The 18,282-nt window shown below is 71.5% G+C and carries 9 protein-coding genes and 1 pseudogene; 4 read left to right on the top strand and 6 right to left on the bottom strand.

Features of this window, described 5'->3' with window-relative positions:
• The 6 genes and pseudogenes from L810_RS39945 to L810_RS39920 form a co-directional block, all read right to left on the bottom strand.
• Positions 1–766 (bottom strand): annotated as a pseudogene (locus L810_RS39945) (ABC transporter ATP-binding protein); the annotation flags it as partial.
• Entirely contained in the window at positions 763–2,484 is a 1,722-nt protein-coding gene (locus L810_RS39940) for an ABC transporter ATP-binding protein (protein ID WP_021163806.1), read from the bottom strand. The pseudogene L810_RS39945 and the gene L810_RS39940, both read right to left, overlap by 4 nt.
• Positions 2,481–3,533 (bottom strand): Gfo/Idh/MocA family oxidoreductase, encoded by a 1,053-nt coding sequence (locus L810_RS39935; RefSeq protein ID WP_021163805.1) that lies wholly within the window; start codon positions 3,531–3,533, stop codon positions 2,481–2,483. Before L810_RS39935 ends, L810_RS39940 begins: the two co-directional genes overlap by 4 nt.
• Positions 3,530–9,004 carry a non-ribosomal peptide synthetase gene (locus L810_RS39930; RefSeq protein WP_021163804.1) on the bottom strand — a complete coding sequence of 1,825 codons (5,475 nt, stop codon included), beginning with the start codon at positions 9,002–9,004 and terminating at the stop codon, positions 3,530–3,532. The genes L810_RS39935 and L810_RS39930 overlap by 4 nt, the downstream gene beginning before the upstream one ends.
• The gene (locus L810_RS39925; RefSeq protein ID WP_021163803.1) at positions 9,001–13,422 is read right to left on the bottom strand and encodes a non-ribosomal peptide synthetase; all 4,422 of its coding nucleotides are present in this window, start codon (positions 13,420–13,422) and stop codon (positions 9,001–9,003) included. The genes L810_RS39930 and L810_RS39925 overlap by 4 nt, the downstream gene beginning before the upstream one ends.
• A gap of 123 nt (positions 13,423–13,545) precedes the next feature.
• On the bottom strand, positions 13,546–14,487 hold the full coding sequence (locus L810_RS39920; RefSeq protein WP_021163802.1) for a helix-turn-helix transcriptional regulator: 942 nt from the start codon (positions 14,485–14,487) through the stop codon (positions 13,546–13,548).
• 217 nt (positions 14,488–14,704) lie between these two features.
• Here L810_RS39920 and L810_RS39915 point away from each other — a divergent pair, with 217 nt between their 5' ends.
• The 4 genes from L810_RS39915 to L810_RS39900 form a co-directional block, all read left to right on the top strand.
• A complete protein-coding gene (locus L810_RS39915; protein ID WP_042978174.1) occupies positions 14,705–16,357 on the top strand; it encodes a (2,3-dihydroxybenzoyl)adenylate synthase in 1,653 nt (550 codons plus the stop codon).
• On the top strand, positions 16,354–17,127 hold the full coding sequence (locus L810_RS39910) for a thioesterase II family protein (RefSeq protein WP_021163800.1): 774 nt from the start codon (positions 16,354–16,356) through the stop codon (positions 17,125–17,127). The genes L810_RS39915 and L810_RS39910 overlap by 4 nt, the downstream gene beginning before the upstream one ends.
• Complete coding sequence (locus L810_RS39905) at positions 17,124–17,429, top strand: isochorismate lyase (protein ID WP_021163799.1); 306 nt, start codon at positions 17,124–17,126, stop codon at positions 17,427–17,429. The genes L810_RS39910 and L810_RS39905 overlap by 4 nt, the downstream gene beginning before the upstream one ends.
• Positions 17,426–18,282, top strand: an 857-nt coding sequence (locus L810_RS39900) for a chorismate-binding protein (RefSeq protein WP_042978173.1), incomplete at its 3' end; no start/stop codon positions are given. The genes L810_RS39905 and L810_RS39900, both read left to right, overlap by 4 nt.

The following is an 18,282-nucleotide window of genomic DNA, read 5'->3' as shown; positions in this document are numbered from 1 at the left end:
TCGCGACGAACACGCCCTGCACCGCGCCCGCGAAGCCGAGTTCGATCGGCAGCGAGCGCCGCATCAGCGCGCGCGTGCGGCGATGCTGCGCGTCGAACGCGTGCATCAGCGCCGCGCGCGCTTCGCCTTCCCGGCCCGCGAAGCGCAGCAGCCCCTGATGCGCGGCGAAGGTCTGAAGCTGCACGGCCATGTCGCGATCGCCGGACGCGCGCGCCTGCTCGAACGCGAGGGTACGCGTGCCGCCGCGCTCGAGCAGCGCGAACAGCAACACGGCGGCTGCCGCGAGGCACAGCGCGATGCGCCAGTCGATCCACGCGAGCCCGGCGACGACCGCAAGCGGCGTCACGACCGCGCCGATCAGCGGCCCGAGCAGGTGCGCCGGAATCCCCATCGCCTGCATGACCGGCCCGCGCAGCAGCCCGGCCGGATGACTGTCGCGCACGGCCTGCCACGACGCGATGCGCGGCAGGTGCCGCACGAGGCGTTCGACGAGACCGGCCGCGAGCGCGCCGCCCGCGCGATAGCCGCCGCGCTGCGCGACGTACAGCACGAATGCATGGCACAACGTCAGCACACCGAGCGCGATCGTCCAGTGCATCACGGCTGCCTGCGCGCCGGCGAACCACGCGCGGATCAACGGCACGAGCAGCAACCCGCAGGCGCCGTCGAGCAACGCGGCCGCCACCGCCCAGCCGACCCCGCGCCACAGCGCGCGGCGTGTGCCGGATGGCAGGCACTGCAAACGTTTGAGCGATTTCATCATCATGCGGCCTCCCCGTCCGCGGCACCGCGTTCGCGCCACAGCCGCGCATACAGCCCGCACGCGGCCAGCAGCGCCGCATGCGTGCCGCGCTCGACGATGCGGCCGCGGTCCATCACGAGAATCTGGTCCGCCTGCCGGATCGCGTCGAGATCGTGGCTGACGATCACGCGCGTGCGCGCGTCTCCGCGCAGCGCATTGCGCAATGCGCGCCCGGTTTGCGGATCGAGTGCCGATGCCGGTTCGTCGAGCAGCAACAGCGGCGCCGTCGACAGCAGCGCACGCGCAATCGCCAGCCGCTGCAGCTCGCCGCCGGACAGCCGCACGTCGCGCCCGCACACGCAACCGTAGCCGCCCGGCAACGCATCGATGCGTTCGTCGAGACAGGCCGCGCGCGCGGCCGCGCGAATCGCATCGTGATCGGCATCGGGCCGGTACAGCGCGATGTTCGCGGCAATCGACACGTCGAGCGCGGCGGCCTGCTGGAACACCATCGCCACCTGCTCGCGCCGCGTATCCGGCGCAAGCAGCCGCAGGTCGGCGCCGCCGAGCCGCACCGTGCCGCGGTCGGGGTCCATGAAGCGCGCGAGCAGCATCAGCAGCGTGCTCTTGCCCGCACCCGACGGCCCGACGATCGCGGTGGTCGTGCCCGCCGCGACCGTCGCGTCGATGTCGCGCAGGATCGGCGTGCCGTCGATGTCGACGCTCACGCCGCGCAGCTCGATCGACGCATCGCGCGGCACCTGTGCCGCGCCGTCGGCCGGCTCGGGCAGGCCCGGCTGCGCGAGCAACGCATCGACGCGCACAGCGGCCGCGCGCGCTTCGCGCAACGCATCGGCACCGTGGCCGAGCGCCCGCACCGGCGTGGCGACCGCCCAGATCAGCAGTGCGAACGCGCACAGTTCGCCGACCGGCAGGCGGCCGGCCGTGAGCCACGTCGCGCCGAACACGACCCACGCGAGCAGGAACGGCGTGCCGAGCAGCACCTGCGTGCAGGCACCGGGCCCGCCGACGCGGCTGACCCATGCCGAAAACGCCTGGTCGAAGCGCCCGGTCGACGCGAGCGCGGCCGCCTCGATGCCCGCGCCCGGATACTGCCGCACGAGCGCCGGGTTCTGCGCGAGCTGCGCGTAATCGCCCATCAACTGTTCGAGTGCCGCGTTGCGCGCCGCGACGGCCGGTGCGAACCGCGCCGAGCGCATCCAGCGGAACAGCGCGGCGCCCGCGACGAGCGGGACCAGCGCAAAGGCGAGCAGCACGGGATTCAGGTAAAGCAGGCACGCCAGCGCCGCGCACGGCACGACGACGAGTTGCGTGACGTCGGCCGGCGCATGCGCGACGAGCTGGTGCAGCGCGCGCACGTCCTGGTCGACGTGGCGCGCGACGCGGTCGCTGCCCGCGCGCGCGAACCAGCCGAGCGGCAAGCGTTGCAGATGATCGGCGAGCCGCCTGCGCAAGCGGTCGGCGAGATCGGCGTCGACACGGTGGGTCAGGTGCAGCGCGACCGTCTGGCCGCCCAGCCAGCACACGCCGGCCGCCACGGCCGCGACGAGCCAGCCGCGCGCCGTCGCGTCGAGCTGGGCCGTCGCGCGCCATGCGTCGGCGATACGGCCGAGCGCGAGCCACGGCACGAGCGACGCGACACCCGCCAGCGCCTGCAGCACGACCGCCGCCGCAAGCGGCGCCGCGAACGGCCGCAACATCGAAAGCAACGGTCCCTTCATGCGGCACGCTCCAGCAGCATGCCGAGCGTGGCCGCGCACGCGTCGCCCGGCGGCTGCTCCGGAAAGCCGAGCTGCATCGTCAGTTGCTGCCAGACGCGCGCCACGTCGATGCTGCGCTGGTTGCACGCGTGCAACCCTTCGCCCGACACGAGCCGGTCGACCGCGCGCACGGCCGCCTGCGGCCAGCTGCGGGCATGAATCGCGCCCCACGTATCGCGCGCATCGTCGCAGATCTGGATGCTCGGCATGCCGTCGCCCGCCGCGTCGCCGAAGATCGGGAACAGCCCGTCGTCGTCCGTCGCCGGTTCGCGCAGCGCGGGTGCCCACCACAGCGGGCCATGCGGCGACGCGAGCGTCCACGTGCCGGCGTCCGTCGTCAGCGTGATGCTGAACAGCATGCTCATCCGGCCGTCGTCGGCCGCCGCCATCTCGTTGTGCACGCGCAGCGAGACCGGCGTTTCGGCGAGCACCATCGCGCATTCGCGCATCGACGACAGTGCCGGCCCGACCGGCTCGACCGACCACGGGCCCACGCCCTGCAGCGCGGCGGCGAGCACGTCGAGCGCCGCGTAACTGGCCTGCACCGAGCACACGACATCCGCATGCACGGGCGCGCTCGTTTCACGCAGCCGTCGCGCGACGGCGATGAAGCGGGAGACGACCGGCAGGTTCGGATAGAAACTGTTGAGCAGACAGCGCCGGCCGTGACGCGACGCGGTGCGCAGCACGCGGTCCCATTCGTCGGGCAGCAGCGGATGCTCGATCACGACGTCGATCCCGCGCGCGAGCAGCCGGCACGCGAGCGCGGCCCCGTCGGCACCGCGCGCCGCGCCGCCGACCGCGACACACGCAGCGCGCACGTCGTCGGGCAACGCTTCCGGACGGTCGAACACGGGCGCGCCGACGCGCGCGGCCAGCGCGGTGGTACGCGCGCTGCCTTGCCCCAGGATGCCGGCGACGCGATACGTGCCGGACGCGGCGAGGCCCGCCGCATAGAACTGGCCGAAGCGGGAGCCGGCCACGACGACCGGCAGCGGATGAGCCTTCATTGCACCTCCTTCAGGCGGGTGTCGACGAACGCGGCGTTCAGGCAGTCGAAATGACCGCCGGGGATGTCGACGGACGTGATGCCGCCGAGCGCCTGTGCCGTCCAGTATTCGGTGAGCGCCGCGCGCTGCTGCGGAATCAGCGGGTTGCAGCGCTCCGGCACGAACAGCCGCAGCGCACCCGCGTATGGCGCGTCGCCCGCCCAGTGGCTCGCCTGCACCGAATGCATGAAAAGCCGGTACAGCCGTTCGCGCTCGTCGAGCAGCGGATGCGCGACTTCGTCCTGCATCGACAATCCGGCGGCCGCACGCAGCACGCGGCGGCGCAACGTGTCGAGCGGCTCGCAGCGGTCGCCGAAAATCTCCAGCTGGGCCTGCAGGCTGCCGGGCGCGAGACGCGCGGGGTCGGCCTTCAATGCGTCGGCGAGTGCGTCGGCCAGCACATACGTTTCCGGAAACCCGAGCGCGTCGAGCGGCAGCCCGAGGGTCGCCGCGAAGTTGAACAGCACGAGCCGCTCGTCTTCGATCAGGTAGGGAATCCGGTAGCTCGACACGATGTCGAGCGTGCGCACCTCGACGCCGAGCTGCACCAGCGACTTCGCCATTTCGAGCGCGACCAGCCCGCCCGAGCAGTAGCCGAGCACGTCGACCTCGCGCACGCCGGTGCGCCACAGCGCATCCGCATAACGCCGGCCGAGCGTCGCGTTCAGGTGGCGCGCCGGCAGGTCGAGATAGTCCTGCGCGTCGCGCACCGCGAAGCCGAGCACCGGGCCGAGCCGCGCGAGCGCCGGCATGACCGGACGATACGCGTGCACCGTGCCGAGCCCTTCATGCACGATCACGCGCGGCACGCCGTCGCCGGGTGCGAGCGGGATCGGCCGCACGTCGGCGCGCACGCGCGGCGCCGGCGCATGGACGACCGCCGAAACGTGCGCGCTACGCGGAGCGGCCGGCGCAACCGGCGATACGTTGCCCGACGGCTGCGCATCCGCGTCGCGCAGGCATTGCGCGAACGCGGCGGGCGTCGGTTGCGCGAGCACCCAGCGCAGCAACCGGTCGAACGGATGCGCGTGCGCGAGCGGTTCCTCACCGCGCAGCCGCGACACGAGTTGCGCGATCAGCAGCGAATCACCGCCCGCGGCGAAGAAGTCCTGATCGGGCGTGACGTTGCGCGTATCGAGCACGGCTTCCCACAAGCCGATCAGCCGCGCCAGCAGCGGATCGGCGGCGGCCTGCGCGTGAGCCGGCCGGGCGGCCGCCGGCTCCGCTTCGCGGATGCCGGCGATGCCGGCCAGCGTGCGGCGATCGATCTTGCCGTTCGCGGTCACGGGCAGGCGGTCGAGCACGCGCAATTGCGACGGCACCATGTAGCCCGGCACGCGCTCCGCGACGCATGCCAGCAGCGCGTCCGGCGCGATGCGCGCCGCCCCGCGCTTCACGTGCGCGAGCAGGATGTCATAGCCGAGTGCGTCGAGCGGCGTGCCGGGTGCCACGCAACCGAGTGCGCGATCGCCGCCCGCCGCTTGCAGCCATTCGAGCCACTGCGCGCGCGGCACGAACAGACGCGCCGATTCGACGCGCGCGTCGTGTGGCGTTTCCATCATCAACCCCTGGCTGATGCTGATCTCCGGATGCTCGGTCGTCAGTTCCTGGATCACCCACCACGCATCGGCCGCCGACAGCGCACGCAATCCGGCGACCAGCGCGACCGTGTCGCGCGCATTGTTCAATGCGCCGGAGCTGATCGTGATGTCGATCGAATGCGGCGCAATACCCTGTGCGTCGAGCGCCGCGTTCATGTCGAACCGCTCGAACCGCATCCACGGATACGCGGCGAAGCGCTCGCGTGCCGCCGCGAGGAAATAGCTCGACACGTCGCTGAACAGGTAGTCGATCCGCGCGCCCGCTTCGACCAGCGGCGCGAGCGCGTCGACGATCGCCCGCGTCGCCGCGGCCGTGCCCGCGCCGATCTCGAGGATGCGCCACGGGCGCTGCGGCTCGCGCGCGACGATCGCACGCACGGCCTGTGCCATTCCGTCATGCAGGGCCCGCGCATGTTCGCCGTCGCTGTACATCGCGTCGGCGATATGCGACGCGCCTTCCGGGAACATCAGGCCGGCGGGCGACACGGTGCCGTCCACCTGCACGTCGATGCATCCCGCGCTGTCGCGGAAGTAGTCGACGAGGACGGCCGGCCACAGATCGGGCGACGCATCCTGCGCAAACGCGTCCCAGCAGGCATGCGCATCGGCGTGGCCGGCATCGGGCCGCCTGCGCCAGCCGCCATCGGCATCCGCGTGCAGCACGCCGTGCCGGTCGAGCATCGCGAGCCAGTGACGCAGCAGATGCTGTCGCGCCGCCGGCACGCGCAACCGTTCGCACAACGTCGCGAAGTCCGTCGCCGCCTCCTCGGTCAGCGCCCCCGCCGGCACGATCCACGCTGCCAGCGATGCAACGCAGGCCGCTTCGAGCCGGGCGACCGACCGCGCGACGTCCGCGTGCGCGGGCCAGCGCGCGGCGTCGAACGCCGTGCGCACGTGCGCCGCGATCTCGTGCAGCGCGTCGTCCTGCTGCGGCGGCTCAGCGCCATGCAGCGACACGAAGCTCGCGAGCCGGCGCTCCGTGCCGTCGCCGAGCACGATCGTCGCGGCCGCGCCGACGAGCGGATGTGCGGTCAGCGCCGCATCGATCTCGGCCAGCTCGATCCGGTAGCCGCGGATCTTCACCTGATCGTCCTGCCGCCCGAGGAATTCGAGCGAACCGTCGGCACGCACGCGGCCGAGATCGCCGGTGCGGTAGAGTCGCCGCCCGTCGCCATGACGGATGAAGCGTTCGGCCGTTCGCACGGGATCGTTCGCGTAACCGGTCGCCAGCCCGACGCCGCCGATATGGATCTCGCCGCGCACGCCCGGCGGGCACGGCCGGCCGAGCGCGTCGAGCACCTCCATCGTCTGCCCGGTCAGCGCGCGGCCGTAAGGAATACTGGCCAGCTGCGTGTCCGCCGGACGGATCGGATGCTCGATCGACCAGATCGATGCCTCGGTCGCGCCGCCGAGGCTGAACAGCGCGCTGTCGGGCCAGCGCCGCCACCAGCGGGTGGGCAGCGTCACCGGAATCCAGTCGCCCGACCACAGCACGCGGCGCGGGCCCGGCACATCGAGCGCCGGTTCGCTTTCGACGTAGTCGATCAGCATCTGCCCTTGCGCGGGAACCGAATTCCACAGCGTCACGCGATGGCGCGCCATCAGCGCGGCCCAATGCGACGGATCGTTGCCGCGCGCCGGATCGGGCAGCACGATACACGCGCCGCGCGCGGTCGCGCCGAAGAAGTCGTAGACGGACAGGTCGAAGCTCAACTCGGCCAGGCCGAGCACCACGTCGCCGTCGCCGACTTCATGGCGCGCGCTGATGTCGGCCAGCGTGTTGCACACGGCCGCGTGGCTCAGCATCACGCCCTTGGGCTCGCCGGTGGAGCCCGACGTATAGATCACGTATGCGAGTGCGTCGCCAGCGATGTCGCGCGCGGCGCGCGGCGGCCATTGCGGATCGATCGGCACTGCATCGACATCGATGCGCACGCACCCGTCGTGTTCGAACTCGAGCGCCTGCACGCTGACGACCGCACACACCCGCGCATTGCGCAGGATCGCCTGTTGCCGCAGCGCCGGCTGCCGGCTGTCGACCGGCACGTACGCGGCGCCCGCCTGGACGATCGCGAGCACGGCCACGAGCTGGTGCGCGCACTTCGGCATCAGCACCGCGACGGTATCGCCCACGGCGACGCCGGCCTGTTCGAGCGCCGACCGCAGCGCCGCCGCGTGCTGCGCGACGTCGCGATACGTGCGCGCCCCCTGCGCATCGATCACCACCGGCGCATCGGGCGTACGCAACGCCTGCGCGGCGAAGCCGGCCGCGATGTGCGACTCCGCATCCGGATGGATTCCGGCGGCGGGCGCATCGGACGGCAGCACGATGTCGCCCGCGCGCGACCACCATGCTGCGTCGGCGGCGAGCCGGCCCAGCAGGGCGACGTACGCGTCGAACATCGCCGCGGGCATCCCGTCCGGAAACAGGTCGTCGCGCACGTCCCAGCCGATTTCCAGGCCGCCGAACTGATCGGTCACCTGGCAGTCGAGCCACACCTGCGGCGTCTGGCTGATCATGTAGCGCGGCGGCTCGGCGCGGGCCGCGTGTTCACCGAGCAGCCGGCCGACACTGCCGATGCCGCTCGTGAACACCACCGGCATCAGCGCCGCATCCTTGCCGCGCCGTCGCGCGAGTTCGCGCATCACGTCGACACCGGTAAACGCTCGATGGTCGAGGTCGTCGAACATCCGCGCGCCGATCGTGCGGGCACGTTCGACGAAATCGCGCCCTTGCGTCGCATCGACCGCGAGCAGGCTCAGCGCGGTGAAATCGCCGAGCACCGCGTCGATGCGCGGATGCACGGGCGGCCGGTTCAGCACCGTCAGGTTCAGGCAGAACGCGGGCGACTGGCTCCAGCGGCCGACGACTTCGGCGAACGCGGCCAGCGCCACACTCGCCGCGCTCAGGCCGAAACGGCTCGCGTGGCCGCTCAGCGCGGCCCATTGCGCACGATCGAGCCGCGCATGCCGGTGCGTGAAGCGCGGCCGCGCGTCGGACGGCATCGCGGGCACCACCGGCAGATCGGGGCGCGGCGGCAGATCGTCGATGCGCGCAAGCCACCACGCCTTGTCGCGCGCATGATCCGCGCGCGTGCCGGCATGCGCTTCGTTGACGACGTAGTCGCGGAACGTCGCGTCGAGCGGCTCGGGCTGCCACTGCGGGTCGTCGTAGCGGCGCCGCCATTCGGCGAGCAGCAATTGCAGGCTTGCGTAGTCGATCAGCGTGAAATCGACCGACAGGTGCAGCACCGCACCATCCGGCCCGAGGCTCACTTCCGGCTGCAGCACCGGCCAGCGGTCGAGCGCGTGCACCGCATGGTCGAGACGCTCGCGCACGCGCCTTACGTGCGCGTCGAACGCGTTAGCGTCGACATCGCGCAGGTCGTGCACCACGAGCGGCTGCCACGGCACGTCGGGCAGCACGCGTTGCCATGCGTTGTCCTCGACGATCGCGCGCAGCATCGGATGCCGCGCGACGCACGCGTTCCACGCCGCCTCGAAGCGCACGCAGTCGAGATTCGCGGGCTCGCCGTATTCGACGTACAGATGGCACGCATTGCCGCCGAACTCGAACGATTCGTGGCGGCCGAGCACGTACGCGGCCTGCACCGGCGTCAGTGCGAACCGCTCGTGCCGGCGCACCGGATCGCAGCGCCATGCGCCGTCCTGCAGGAAGCGGACGAACGCGTCGCGTTCGGCCTTGATGCGCGCGGCCAGGTCCGCATCGAGCGCGCCGGCCGGCGCGCGATAGCGCAACTGGCCGCCGTCGTCGCACCACAGTTCGATCTGGCGTTCGCGGCAGAGATCGAGCACGTCATCGAAGCTCACAGCACGCCCTCCTCGATCGTCGCAACCCGCGTGTCGCCGTCGGCCTGCGAGGCTTGCAGGGCCGGTGCGGCCGGTGCGGCCTCGTCGAGCTGCGCGGCGAGACCCGCGAGCGTCGGCTGGCGGTAGAACGCCGCCATCCCGACCCGCACGCCGAGCCGCTCGCGCAGTTGCGCGAGCAGGCGCGTCGCGAGCAGGCTGTCGCCGCCGAGCGTGAAGAACGTCGCGTCGCGCGCGTTCGCCGGGCGGCTGAGCGCGTGCTCCCAGCATGCGAGCAGCGTTGCCTGCCGTTCGTCGGCCGGCACGAATGCATCGTGGGCGGCCGGTGCGTCGCCGAGCGCGCGCGCGAGCGCCTCGCCCACCGCCCGCCGGTCGATCTTGCCGTTCGCGTTGAGCGGCCAGCGCGCGATGCACCACAGCGCATCGGGGCGCATCGCGTCGGGCAAGCGGTCGCGCAGCCAGTCGGCCAGCGCCGCTTGCGCGGCCGGTTCGCCGGCACGGCGCGCGTCGATGCACGCGAATGCGTTCGAACGCCAGCTTCGGGAGTCGAGCGCAAAACCGCACGCATGCGCGGCGGCGGCGATCGCATCGGGCGTGAACGGCCGCGGCAACGACGCATCCCCCGCCACGCTCGCGACGAGTTCACGCAACGGCGAGTCGCGCAACACGTCGGCGAACAGCAAACGGCCGTCCTGCGCCAGCAACGCTGCCGCGATCCGGAACGTATCGCGCGGATCGTCGCGCAGATGCGCGGCCGCGAAACTGATCACGCAATCGAATTCGCCGAGATGCCGCGCGGGCAACAAGCCGTCCTGCATCGTCTGAAGCGCGGGCCTCGTAAGGGTGAAGCGTGCCTGTGCGGTGTGCAGCAGCCCCGGCGACACGTCGAACAGCGTCACGTCGAAACGTGGATCGTCGAGCACGCCGAGGCCCGCTTCGAACCATTGCCCGGCGCGGGCGTCGATCACCGCCACGCGCAGCACACCGGTGCGTGCAGCGGCCTGTGCCTCCAGCGCGCCCGCAAACTCGCGCAGCGCGCGGGCGCCGTCCGGCAAACGCGTCGCGAACGCAAGCGGTGCCACGCACGGGTCCAGCGGTACGCGCTGCGCGGCCGTATCCGGATCGGCTGCGAGCGCGCGCAGCGACGCCGTCAGATCGTCGAGATCGGTTGCATGCCAGTCGAGCCGATCGAGCGCACCGTCGATGGAGATCGACGCATCGCCTTTCGCGTGCCGGTGCGCACGCAACGACGGCGGCAGGCCTGCGCCGCCATCGAGCAGCCGATCGGCGACGGCGCGCGCAACGGCCGCTTCCGCCTCGACCGTATCGGCCAAGTCGGCGTCCGCGAGCGACGACGGCGCGGCATCGGCAACGCGATCCGCACCACAACCGGCAACGCAATCGGCCGGCACGAATGCGGCGACGATGCGCGCAACCTCGCCATTCACGACACTCGCGCACGCACCGTCGATCTGCGGATGCGCGGCCAGCGCGGCCTCGATCTCGCCCAGTTCGATCCGGTGCCCGCGCACCTTCACCTGGCGATCCTCGCGCCCCAGGAATTCGAGCGTGCCGTCGGGCCAGTAGCGGCCACGGTCGCCCGTGCGATACCAGCGGCCCGACGCGTGCTGCACGAAGCGCTGCGCGGTCAGCTCGGGATCGTTGCGGTAGCCGCGCGCGAGACTGTCGCCGCCGATCAGCAGTTCGCCCGGCACGTAATCCGGCACATCGCGGCCGTCGGCATCGACGACGCGATAGGCCTGCCCCGGCAACGGCCGGCCATACGGAATCGAACGCCAGTGCGGCGGCACGTCGCGCACCGTCTGCACGTTCGACCAGATGCCGGCCTCGGTCGCGCCGCCGAGCGCATGGAACGCACACGCGTCGCCGCACCGTTCGCGCAGGCGCGCCGGCAGGTCGAGCGCGATCCAGTCGCCGGACAGCAGCGCCGCGCGCACACTGCGGCATGCGTCGGCCGCAGCGGGCACCGCCAGCGCCATTTCGAGCAGCGCGGGCGCCGAATTCCACAGCGTCACGCGATGCTGCGCGATCAGGTCGATCCAGCGCGCCGCGTCGCGCGCGTCGTCCTGGGTCGGCAGCACGAGCTCGGCGCCGGCACCGAGCACGCCGAACAGGTCGTACACCGACAGGTCGAAATCGAGCGCCGATACCGCGAGCAGCCGGTCTTGCGCACGCACGCCGAGCAGCGCATCGATCGCATCGATCGTGTTGAGCGCCGCCGCATGCGTCATCTCGACACCCTTCGGCACGCCCGTCGAACCGGACGTGTAGATCACGTACGCGGTGGCCTGCGGCGCCACCGCGAGCGGCGCGGCCAGCGGCGCATGTTTGATCAGCGAGGCAACATCGAAACGCGGCAGCGGCGCATCCGCGTGCGCCGTGTCGCCGATCGCGGCCTTCACGCCGGCCGCGCGTTCGATCAGCGTCTTGCGCGCGGCCGGCTGCGCAATGTCGAGCGGCACGTAACACGCGCCGGCGGCCAGTACGCCGAACACCGCGGCCACCTGTTCCGGCCCGCGCGGCAGGCTGATCTCGACGGCATCGCCGTGACCGATCCCGGCGGCACGCAGGCCACCCGCGATCGCCAGTGCCTGCGCGGCCAGTTCGCCGCGCGTCACCACGCGCTCGGCGCACCGCAATGCGACGGCCGCCGGCTCGCGCGCGGCCGATGCAAAGAAGTCGGCATGCAGCGTGCGCGGCCGCGCGGGAGCGGGCACCGCGTTGAGCGCATCGCGCACGCGTCGCTGCGCGGACGGCAGCTCGACCGCGATCGGCAGCCGCCAGTCGCGATCGCACAGCGCCTGCACGAGCGCGACATACGCGCCGAACATCGCATCGACCATCCCGTCGGGAAACAGGCCGTCGACGCTGTCCCATGCGAGCAACGCGCCGTCCGGCACGCGATAGAGCTGGTGATCGAGCCACACCTGCGGCGTCTGCGAAATCATGTCGTGCAGATCGCCGAACACGCGCGCGAATGCGTCGGGCACGAACGGCGCGTCGCCGAGATTGCACGAGAACACGACGGGCGCCGCCCGCGGCGCGCCCTGCCTGCGTGCATCGCGCAGCACGTCGAGCGCTGGATACGCAGCCTGCGCGATCGCGCCGTGCAGCCGCTGCTGGAACGCGCGCACCGTGTCGGCCGCGCTCGCGTCGGCGCGCATGTCGCATTCGACGAGCAGCAGCGTCGTGAAATCGGCGATCACGCGGCCGAGATCGGGCGCATCGCCGTGCCGGTCGAACAACGGCACGTTGAGCAGGAACGCCTGCCGGCCGCTCCAGCGCGCGAGCACTGCCGCGAACGCCGCACCGAACACCGACGACAGCGTGACGCCATGCTGCGCGGCCCGCGCCTGCAGGCGCGTCAGTTCGGCCGTGCTCAGCGTATGCGTGACGCGGCTGAAACGCGGCGCGCGGATCGTTTCCGGCGCACGGGCGAGCGGCAGCGCCGGCCCTTCCGGCAGTGTCGCGAGCCGCGCCTGCCATGCGTCGCGCGCCGCGGCCCGCGCATCGCGCGTATCGGCCGCGCGACGCGCGAGCCAGGTCGGGAACCACGTCGACGGCGCGTCGGGCAACGCCGACGGCTCGGCATACGCGGCACCGATCTCCTGCATCAGCAGCCGCACGCTGTCCACGTCGGCCGCGAGCAGGTCGACGCTCAGCCACACGCGATCCTCGCCGCCTGGCATCTGCGCGAGGCCCATCATGAAGACCTGCGCGTGCTCGACGTCGAGACATTCGTGCGACCGGAACGCGCGCAGCGACACCCATTCGGTTTCCGCTTCGGCGGGCGTCCGGTCGCGCCAGTCCGCATGCGCGAACACCGGCGCCTCGGGTGCCGCGACGATCTGCTGGCGGCCACCGGCAAAGCGCGCACGCAGCATCGGATGGCGTTCGCGCACGAGTCGGCACGCCGCGTCGAGACGAACGGGATCGATCGCGCGGCTGCGAAACTCGAGGAATGCGTGGCAGCTCACGTTGCCGAGCACTTCCCCGTCGCCGCGGCCCAGCCAATACGCCTGCTGCACCGCGGACAAGTCGAACGGCGCATGCACGTCGACATCGCCCGCCTCGGCGGCTTCGACATCGGGCGCCGCGGATGCGCCGCGCGGCGCATTCGCGAGCAGCTCGGCCCACGCGCCGAGCGTCGGCGTACGCGCGAGCGCATCGAACGTCAGCGCGTAGCCGAGCCGGTTCACACGCGTCTGCAGATACATCAGCCGGATCGAATCGAGGCCGCAGCTCAGCAGGTCCTCGTCATCGTCGAGCGACGCGATTTCGTCGACGGGCTCGTCGAGCAGCGCCGCGATCATCGCGACGAGCTGCGAGCGAAAGGCAATGGGAGAAAAACAGGAAGGATCGGAATGATCGATGGTTGAATCGACAGCGGTCTGGCTCATGGGCACGCCTTGTATGGGTCGTTCGATGGCGGATCCGCGCGGCGGCGGCCACCCGTGAATGAGAATCTATCGCATTCACGCCCATGAGCCCGGTCGATTGCTTTAGGCGGCCGGTCAGTTGTTTTAGATTGCCGCGCTCTCCAGTTCGGCATCGTCGATCGCGTTCGACGATGCGCGAATGTCGCTCGGCGAAATGCCGTAGCGCTTGCGGAACGCGATCGAGAAATGCGCGGGGCTGTAGCCGACGCGATACGCCACGGTCGACACGTTCGCGTCCTCCGCGCACAGCATCGCGTGCGCGGTCCGCAGCCGGTATTCCTGCAGGTACGCGTACACGCTCGTGCCGAACACCTTGCGGAAGCCGGCCGTCAGCTTGCGCGAATTCATCCCCACCCGGCCCGCGAGCGCATCGAGCGTCGGCGGCTGCTGGAGCTCGCGCGTGAGGATGTCGCTCGCCGCGTACACGCGCTCGACGTCCGACGACGTGACGCGCACGTCGGCCGGCGCGAACTGCCGCTGCGTCGCCAGCAGCTGCGCGCTCAGCGCGGTCAGCTCGAATGCCTTGGCCTTCAGGTAGTACTCGCGCACCGCGCCCTCGAACGGGCACGTCGCGATCTGCACCGCGAGCGCCTGCAGCGCCTTCGATGCCGGGCAACTGACGATGCGCGGATCGCCGCCCGTCGGCGCGAGCATCTTCTCCGGCAACAGGCTCAGGTTGCGGTCGAGCGCATCGAGGCCGAGCTGCACGATCGTGTAGCGCAGCGGCACGTCGCGGTCGTAGATCTGGTGCGTCGTGAATTCGCCGTCGTTGGCGATCACGCACAGGCCCGGCCCCTTGATGCACTGCTCGGGCTGGCCCGGCACGCGGCAGCGCAACTGCCCGCTCTGCACGAGGACGAGCTTCAGCCCTTTTTCGAGCGGCTCCTCGTACCAGTCGCGGCTGTCCGAGCACAGCGTGCCGCTCATGAGTTTCATGCCCGCGTCGATGTGCACCACGCCCGGATGATTGCCGGGCACGAGCACCGGCGGGTGACGTCGTGACGAAGCGAAGGAGGTCGAGCTCATCGGAGGTCCGTTGGTTAGGCGGCACGCGCGGCCCGGCGCGCGCCGGCGGCAACCGGCCGATTCTCCGGCCGGGCCGGGCGGGCGCCGCGCGGCAGGCGCCCGATCGAATGAAATTGCCGCGATATCGAAAGAAACGACGTTATCGCGGCACTTGTTACAAATGATAATACCTCTCATTTACATTTTTTGACAACTTGCCGGAACCCAAGGTCAGCGCATGCACTCCTCCCTTCCCTCCGTGGCGCCGGCCATCCCGGCCGACGCGCCCGACTGGCCCGACGACTTCGCACACTGCTATCGCGACGCCGGCTACTGGCAGGACACGACGTTCTTCGAGGCGCTCGACGCGCAAGCGCAGCGCACCCCCGACGCGCTCGCGGTCGTTGACGGCACCTGCCGGCTCAGCTATCGCGACCTGCTGGCGCGCATCCGCCGGCTTGCGGGCGGCCTCGCGCGTCTGGGCCTGGTGCGCGGCGACGCGGTGGTCGTCCATCTGCCGAACGGCGCACGCTTCATCGAGACCTGCTTCGCGCTGTTCCAGCTCGGGGTGCGGCCGGTGCTCGCGTTGCCCGCCCACCGGCACTACGAGATCGGCGCGTTCTGCCGCTTCGCCGGCGCGCGCGCGTATCTGTGCGCGGCACGACTCGGCGAGTTCGACTGCCGGCCGCTCGCGGCCGCATTGCAGGCCGACTGCCCGACGCTCGAGCACGTCGTGATGGACGGCGGCGATCACGCGTTCACACCATTCGACGCGCTGTACGACGCGCCGCCGCTACGCGAATGCGCGGCACGCGCCGACGACATCGCATGCTTCCAGCTGTCGGGCGGCACGACCGGCACGCCGAAGCTGATCCCGCGCCGCCATCGCGAATACCTGTACAACGTGCGCGCGTGCAGCGCCGCGAGCGGATTCGACGCCGGCACCGTCTACCTCGCCGCGCTGCCGATGGCGCACAACTTCACGCTGTGCTGCCCCGGCACGATCGGTGCGCTGCTCGCGGGCGGCCGCGTGGTCGCGACCGGGCGGCCCGAGCCCGAACAGAGCTTCGCGCTGATCGCGCAGGAACGCGTCACGCATACCGCGCTCGTGCCGCCGCTCACGCTGCTGTGGCTCGACGAACAGCCGCAACGCCGGGCCGACCTGTCGAGCCTGCGCGTGCTGCAGGTCGGCGGCGCGCGGTTGATGGACCACGCCGCCGCGCGCGTGACGCCCGTGCTCGGCTGCCGGCTGCAACAGGTGTTCGGGATGGCCGAAGGGCTCATCTGCTGCACGCGGCTCGACGATTCGCCCGAACGGATCGCGCATACACAGGGCCGCCCGGTGTCGGACGGCGACGAAGTGCGCATCGTCGACGAAACCGGCGAACCGGTCGCACCGGGCGAGATCGGCGAACTGCAGGTGCGCGGCCCGTACACGATACGCGGCTACTACCGGCTCGCCGGGCACGATGCCACCGCGTTCACGGCCGACGGCTTCTATCGCAGCGGCGATCGCGTGCGGCGCACCGCCGACGGCGACCTCGTCGTCGAAGGCCGTGACAAGGACCAGATCAATCGCGGCGGCGAGAAGGTCTCCGCCGAGGAAGTGGAGAACCTGCTGCTCGCGCACCCGCAGGTGCATGACGCCGCGGTGGTCGCGATGCCCGACCCGCTGCTCGGCGAGCGCACGTGCGCGTTCGTCGTCGCACGCGCACCCGCGCCGTCGAGGCTGGTGCTGAAACGCTACCTGCGCGACTGCGGGCTCGCGGCTTTCAAGATTCCCGATCGCATCGAGTTCATGCCGCGCTTCCCGGAAACCGGCATCGGCAAGACCAGCAAGAAATCGCTGCGCGACGTGCTGCGCCGCCAGTTGCAGGCGGCGGCCGCATGAGCGCGCGACCGACCGGTTCGAACTGGATCCGCGAGCTGCGCCTGTCGCCGTGCCCGCGCGCGCAGCTCGTGTGTTTCCCGCATGCAGGCGGCACCGCGAATTTCTTTCGCAACTGGAGCCGCGCGCTGCCATGGGACGTCGACCTGCTCGCGCTGCAGTATCCGGGCCGAGAGGAGCGCTTCGGCGAACCGTGCCTGACGACGATCGACGCCCTCGCCGGCCCCGCCGCCGACGCGCTGCAACGCTATGCGCACGCGCCGCTCGTGCTGTTCGGGCACAGCCTCGGCGCGGCGCTCGCGTACGAGGTGGCGGTGCGGCTCGAGGCGCGCGGCGCGGCACCGCTTTACCTGGCCGTATCCGCGTTGCCGCCGCCGCATCGTCAGCGCCTGTCCGATCTGCACCTGCAATCCGACGACGCGCTCGTGGCCGATGTCGCCCGGCTGTCCGGCGAGCACGCCGCGCTGCTCGCCGATCCGGAGATGCGCGCGATCTACCTGCCGATGATCCGCCACGACTACCGTGCGATCGAGACGTATCGCCGCGACCGGCCGCCGCGGCTCGACACGCCGCTCGGCGTGATGCTGCCGCTTGCCGATTCCGAGCTCGACGACGACGAAGCGCACGCGTGGCAGGACGTCGCGTCGCGCCCGATCCGCATCGAGACGTTCAGCGGTGACCACTTCTACCTGCGGCACCAGTACCCGGCGCTGATCGCGCACCTGGTCGAACGGATCGACCAATCCCTTCGTTACGGAAAGGAGTACACATGAAAACACCGGACGCCTGCACGGGGCTGCCCGACATTCGCGAAGCCATCGATCGCCTGGACGCCGACATCATCGACGCGCTCGGCCGGCGCATGCAGTACGTGAAGGCTGCATCGCGCTTCAAGCCCGACGAAGCGAGCATCGCCGCGCCGGAACGGGTGGCCGCGATGCTGCCCGACCGGCGCCGCTGGGCCGAACAGGCGGGCCTCGACGGCGACTACGTCGAAACGCTGTTCGCCGGCCTGATCGCGTGGTACATCGCGCAGCAAACGCAGCACTGGCGCCGGCAACGGGGGCTCGCATGAACGCCGGCCTCCCGCTGCTGCACGACACGTTCGCCCGTGCGGTCCGCCGCGCCGCCGACACCGGCACGCCGACGCTCGCGTCGGTGTCGGTGCCGGTGCGGCCGGTCGACTTCTTCGACCTGATCGCCGCGTGGGACGACGGGGCCACGCCGTGGTTCTTCCACGAAGCCGGTGATACATCCGTCACGCTGTTCGGCTGGGACAGCGCGCTCGAACTGACCGCCACCGGCGACACGCGCTTCGCGCAGATCGATGCGCGCTGGCGCACGCTCGTTCGCGATGCCGTGACGGCCGGCCCGCAGCCGCCGCGCGCCGTCGGCGGCTTCCGGTTCGATCCGCGCGGCGCGCGCAGCGCGCACTGGGCGCCGTTTCCCGACGCCAGCATGACGGTGGCGACGCTGCTGATCGTGCGCGAAGGCGACGCGCACTGGGCCGTCTGCCAGCACGTCGTCGCCGCGCACGACGATCCGGCCGCGCTCGCGCATGCGTGTCTCGCGCGCATCGAGTCGCTCGGCTCGCTCGCGCCCGCCCGCGACGACGCTGCACCGCATCTGCTGCACACGCAGGCGCTGCAGGCAAGCGAATGGCAGCACGAAGTCCGGCGCGCGGTCGACGCGATCCACAGCGGCGCGTTCGGCAAGGTCGTGCTCGCGCGCGACGTGCTCGAACAATACGCGCGGCCCGTTGCCATCGCGCCGCTGCTGCGCCGGCTGCGCAAGCGCGACGCGCACGCGCACCTGTTCGCGGTTCGCCGAGAAGGCGCCTGCTTCGTCGGCGCCACGCCGGAACGGCTCGCGCGTGTCGCGGCCGGCGACGTGCGCACGCATGCGCTGGCCGGGACGATCCGGCGCGG

The sequence above is a fragment of the Burkholderia sp. AU4i genome, from assembly GCF_000466765.1.
In the GTDB taxonomy this organism is placed as follows: domain Bacteria; phylum Pseudomonadota; class Gammaproteobacteria; order Burkholderiales; family Burkholderiaceae; genus Burkholderia; species Burkholderia cepacia.
Note: the sequence above shows the minus strand (reverse complement) of the source record. Positions and strands in the feature narration are given on the sequence as shown.

Excerpts from the sequence above, each read along its gene's own strand:
- L810_RS39940 (WP_021163806.1), bottom strand. The coding sequence starts at position 2,484 with ATGAAGGGACCGTTGCTTTCGATGTTGCGGCCGTTCGCGGCGCCGCTT.
- L810_RS39935 (WP_021163805.1), bottom strand. The coding sequence starts at position 3,533 with ATGAAGGCTCATCCGCTGCCGGTCGTCGTGGCCGGCTCCCGCTTCGGC.
- L810_RS39925 (WP_021163803.1), bottom strand. The coding sequence starts at position 13,422 with ATGAGCCAGACCGCTGTCGATTCAACCATCGATCATTCCGATCCTTCC.
- L810_RS39920 (WP_021163802.1), bottom strand. The coding sequence starts at position 14,487 with ATGAGCTCGACCTCCTTCGCTTCGTCACGACGTCACCCGCCGGTGCTC.
- L810_RS39915 (WP_042978174.1), top strand. The coding sequence starts at position 14,705 with ATGCACTCCTCCCTTCCCTCCGTGGCGCCGGCCATCCCGGCCGACGCG.
- L810_RS39910 (WP_021163800.1), top strand. The coding sequence starts at position 16,354 with ATGAGCGCGCGACCGACCGGTTCGAACTGGATCCGCGAGCTGCGCCTG.
- L810_RS39905 (WP_021163799.1), top strand. The coding sequence starts at position 17,124 with ATGAAAACACCGGACGCCTGCACGGGGCTGCCCGACATTCGCGAAGCC.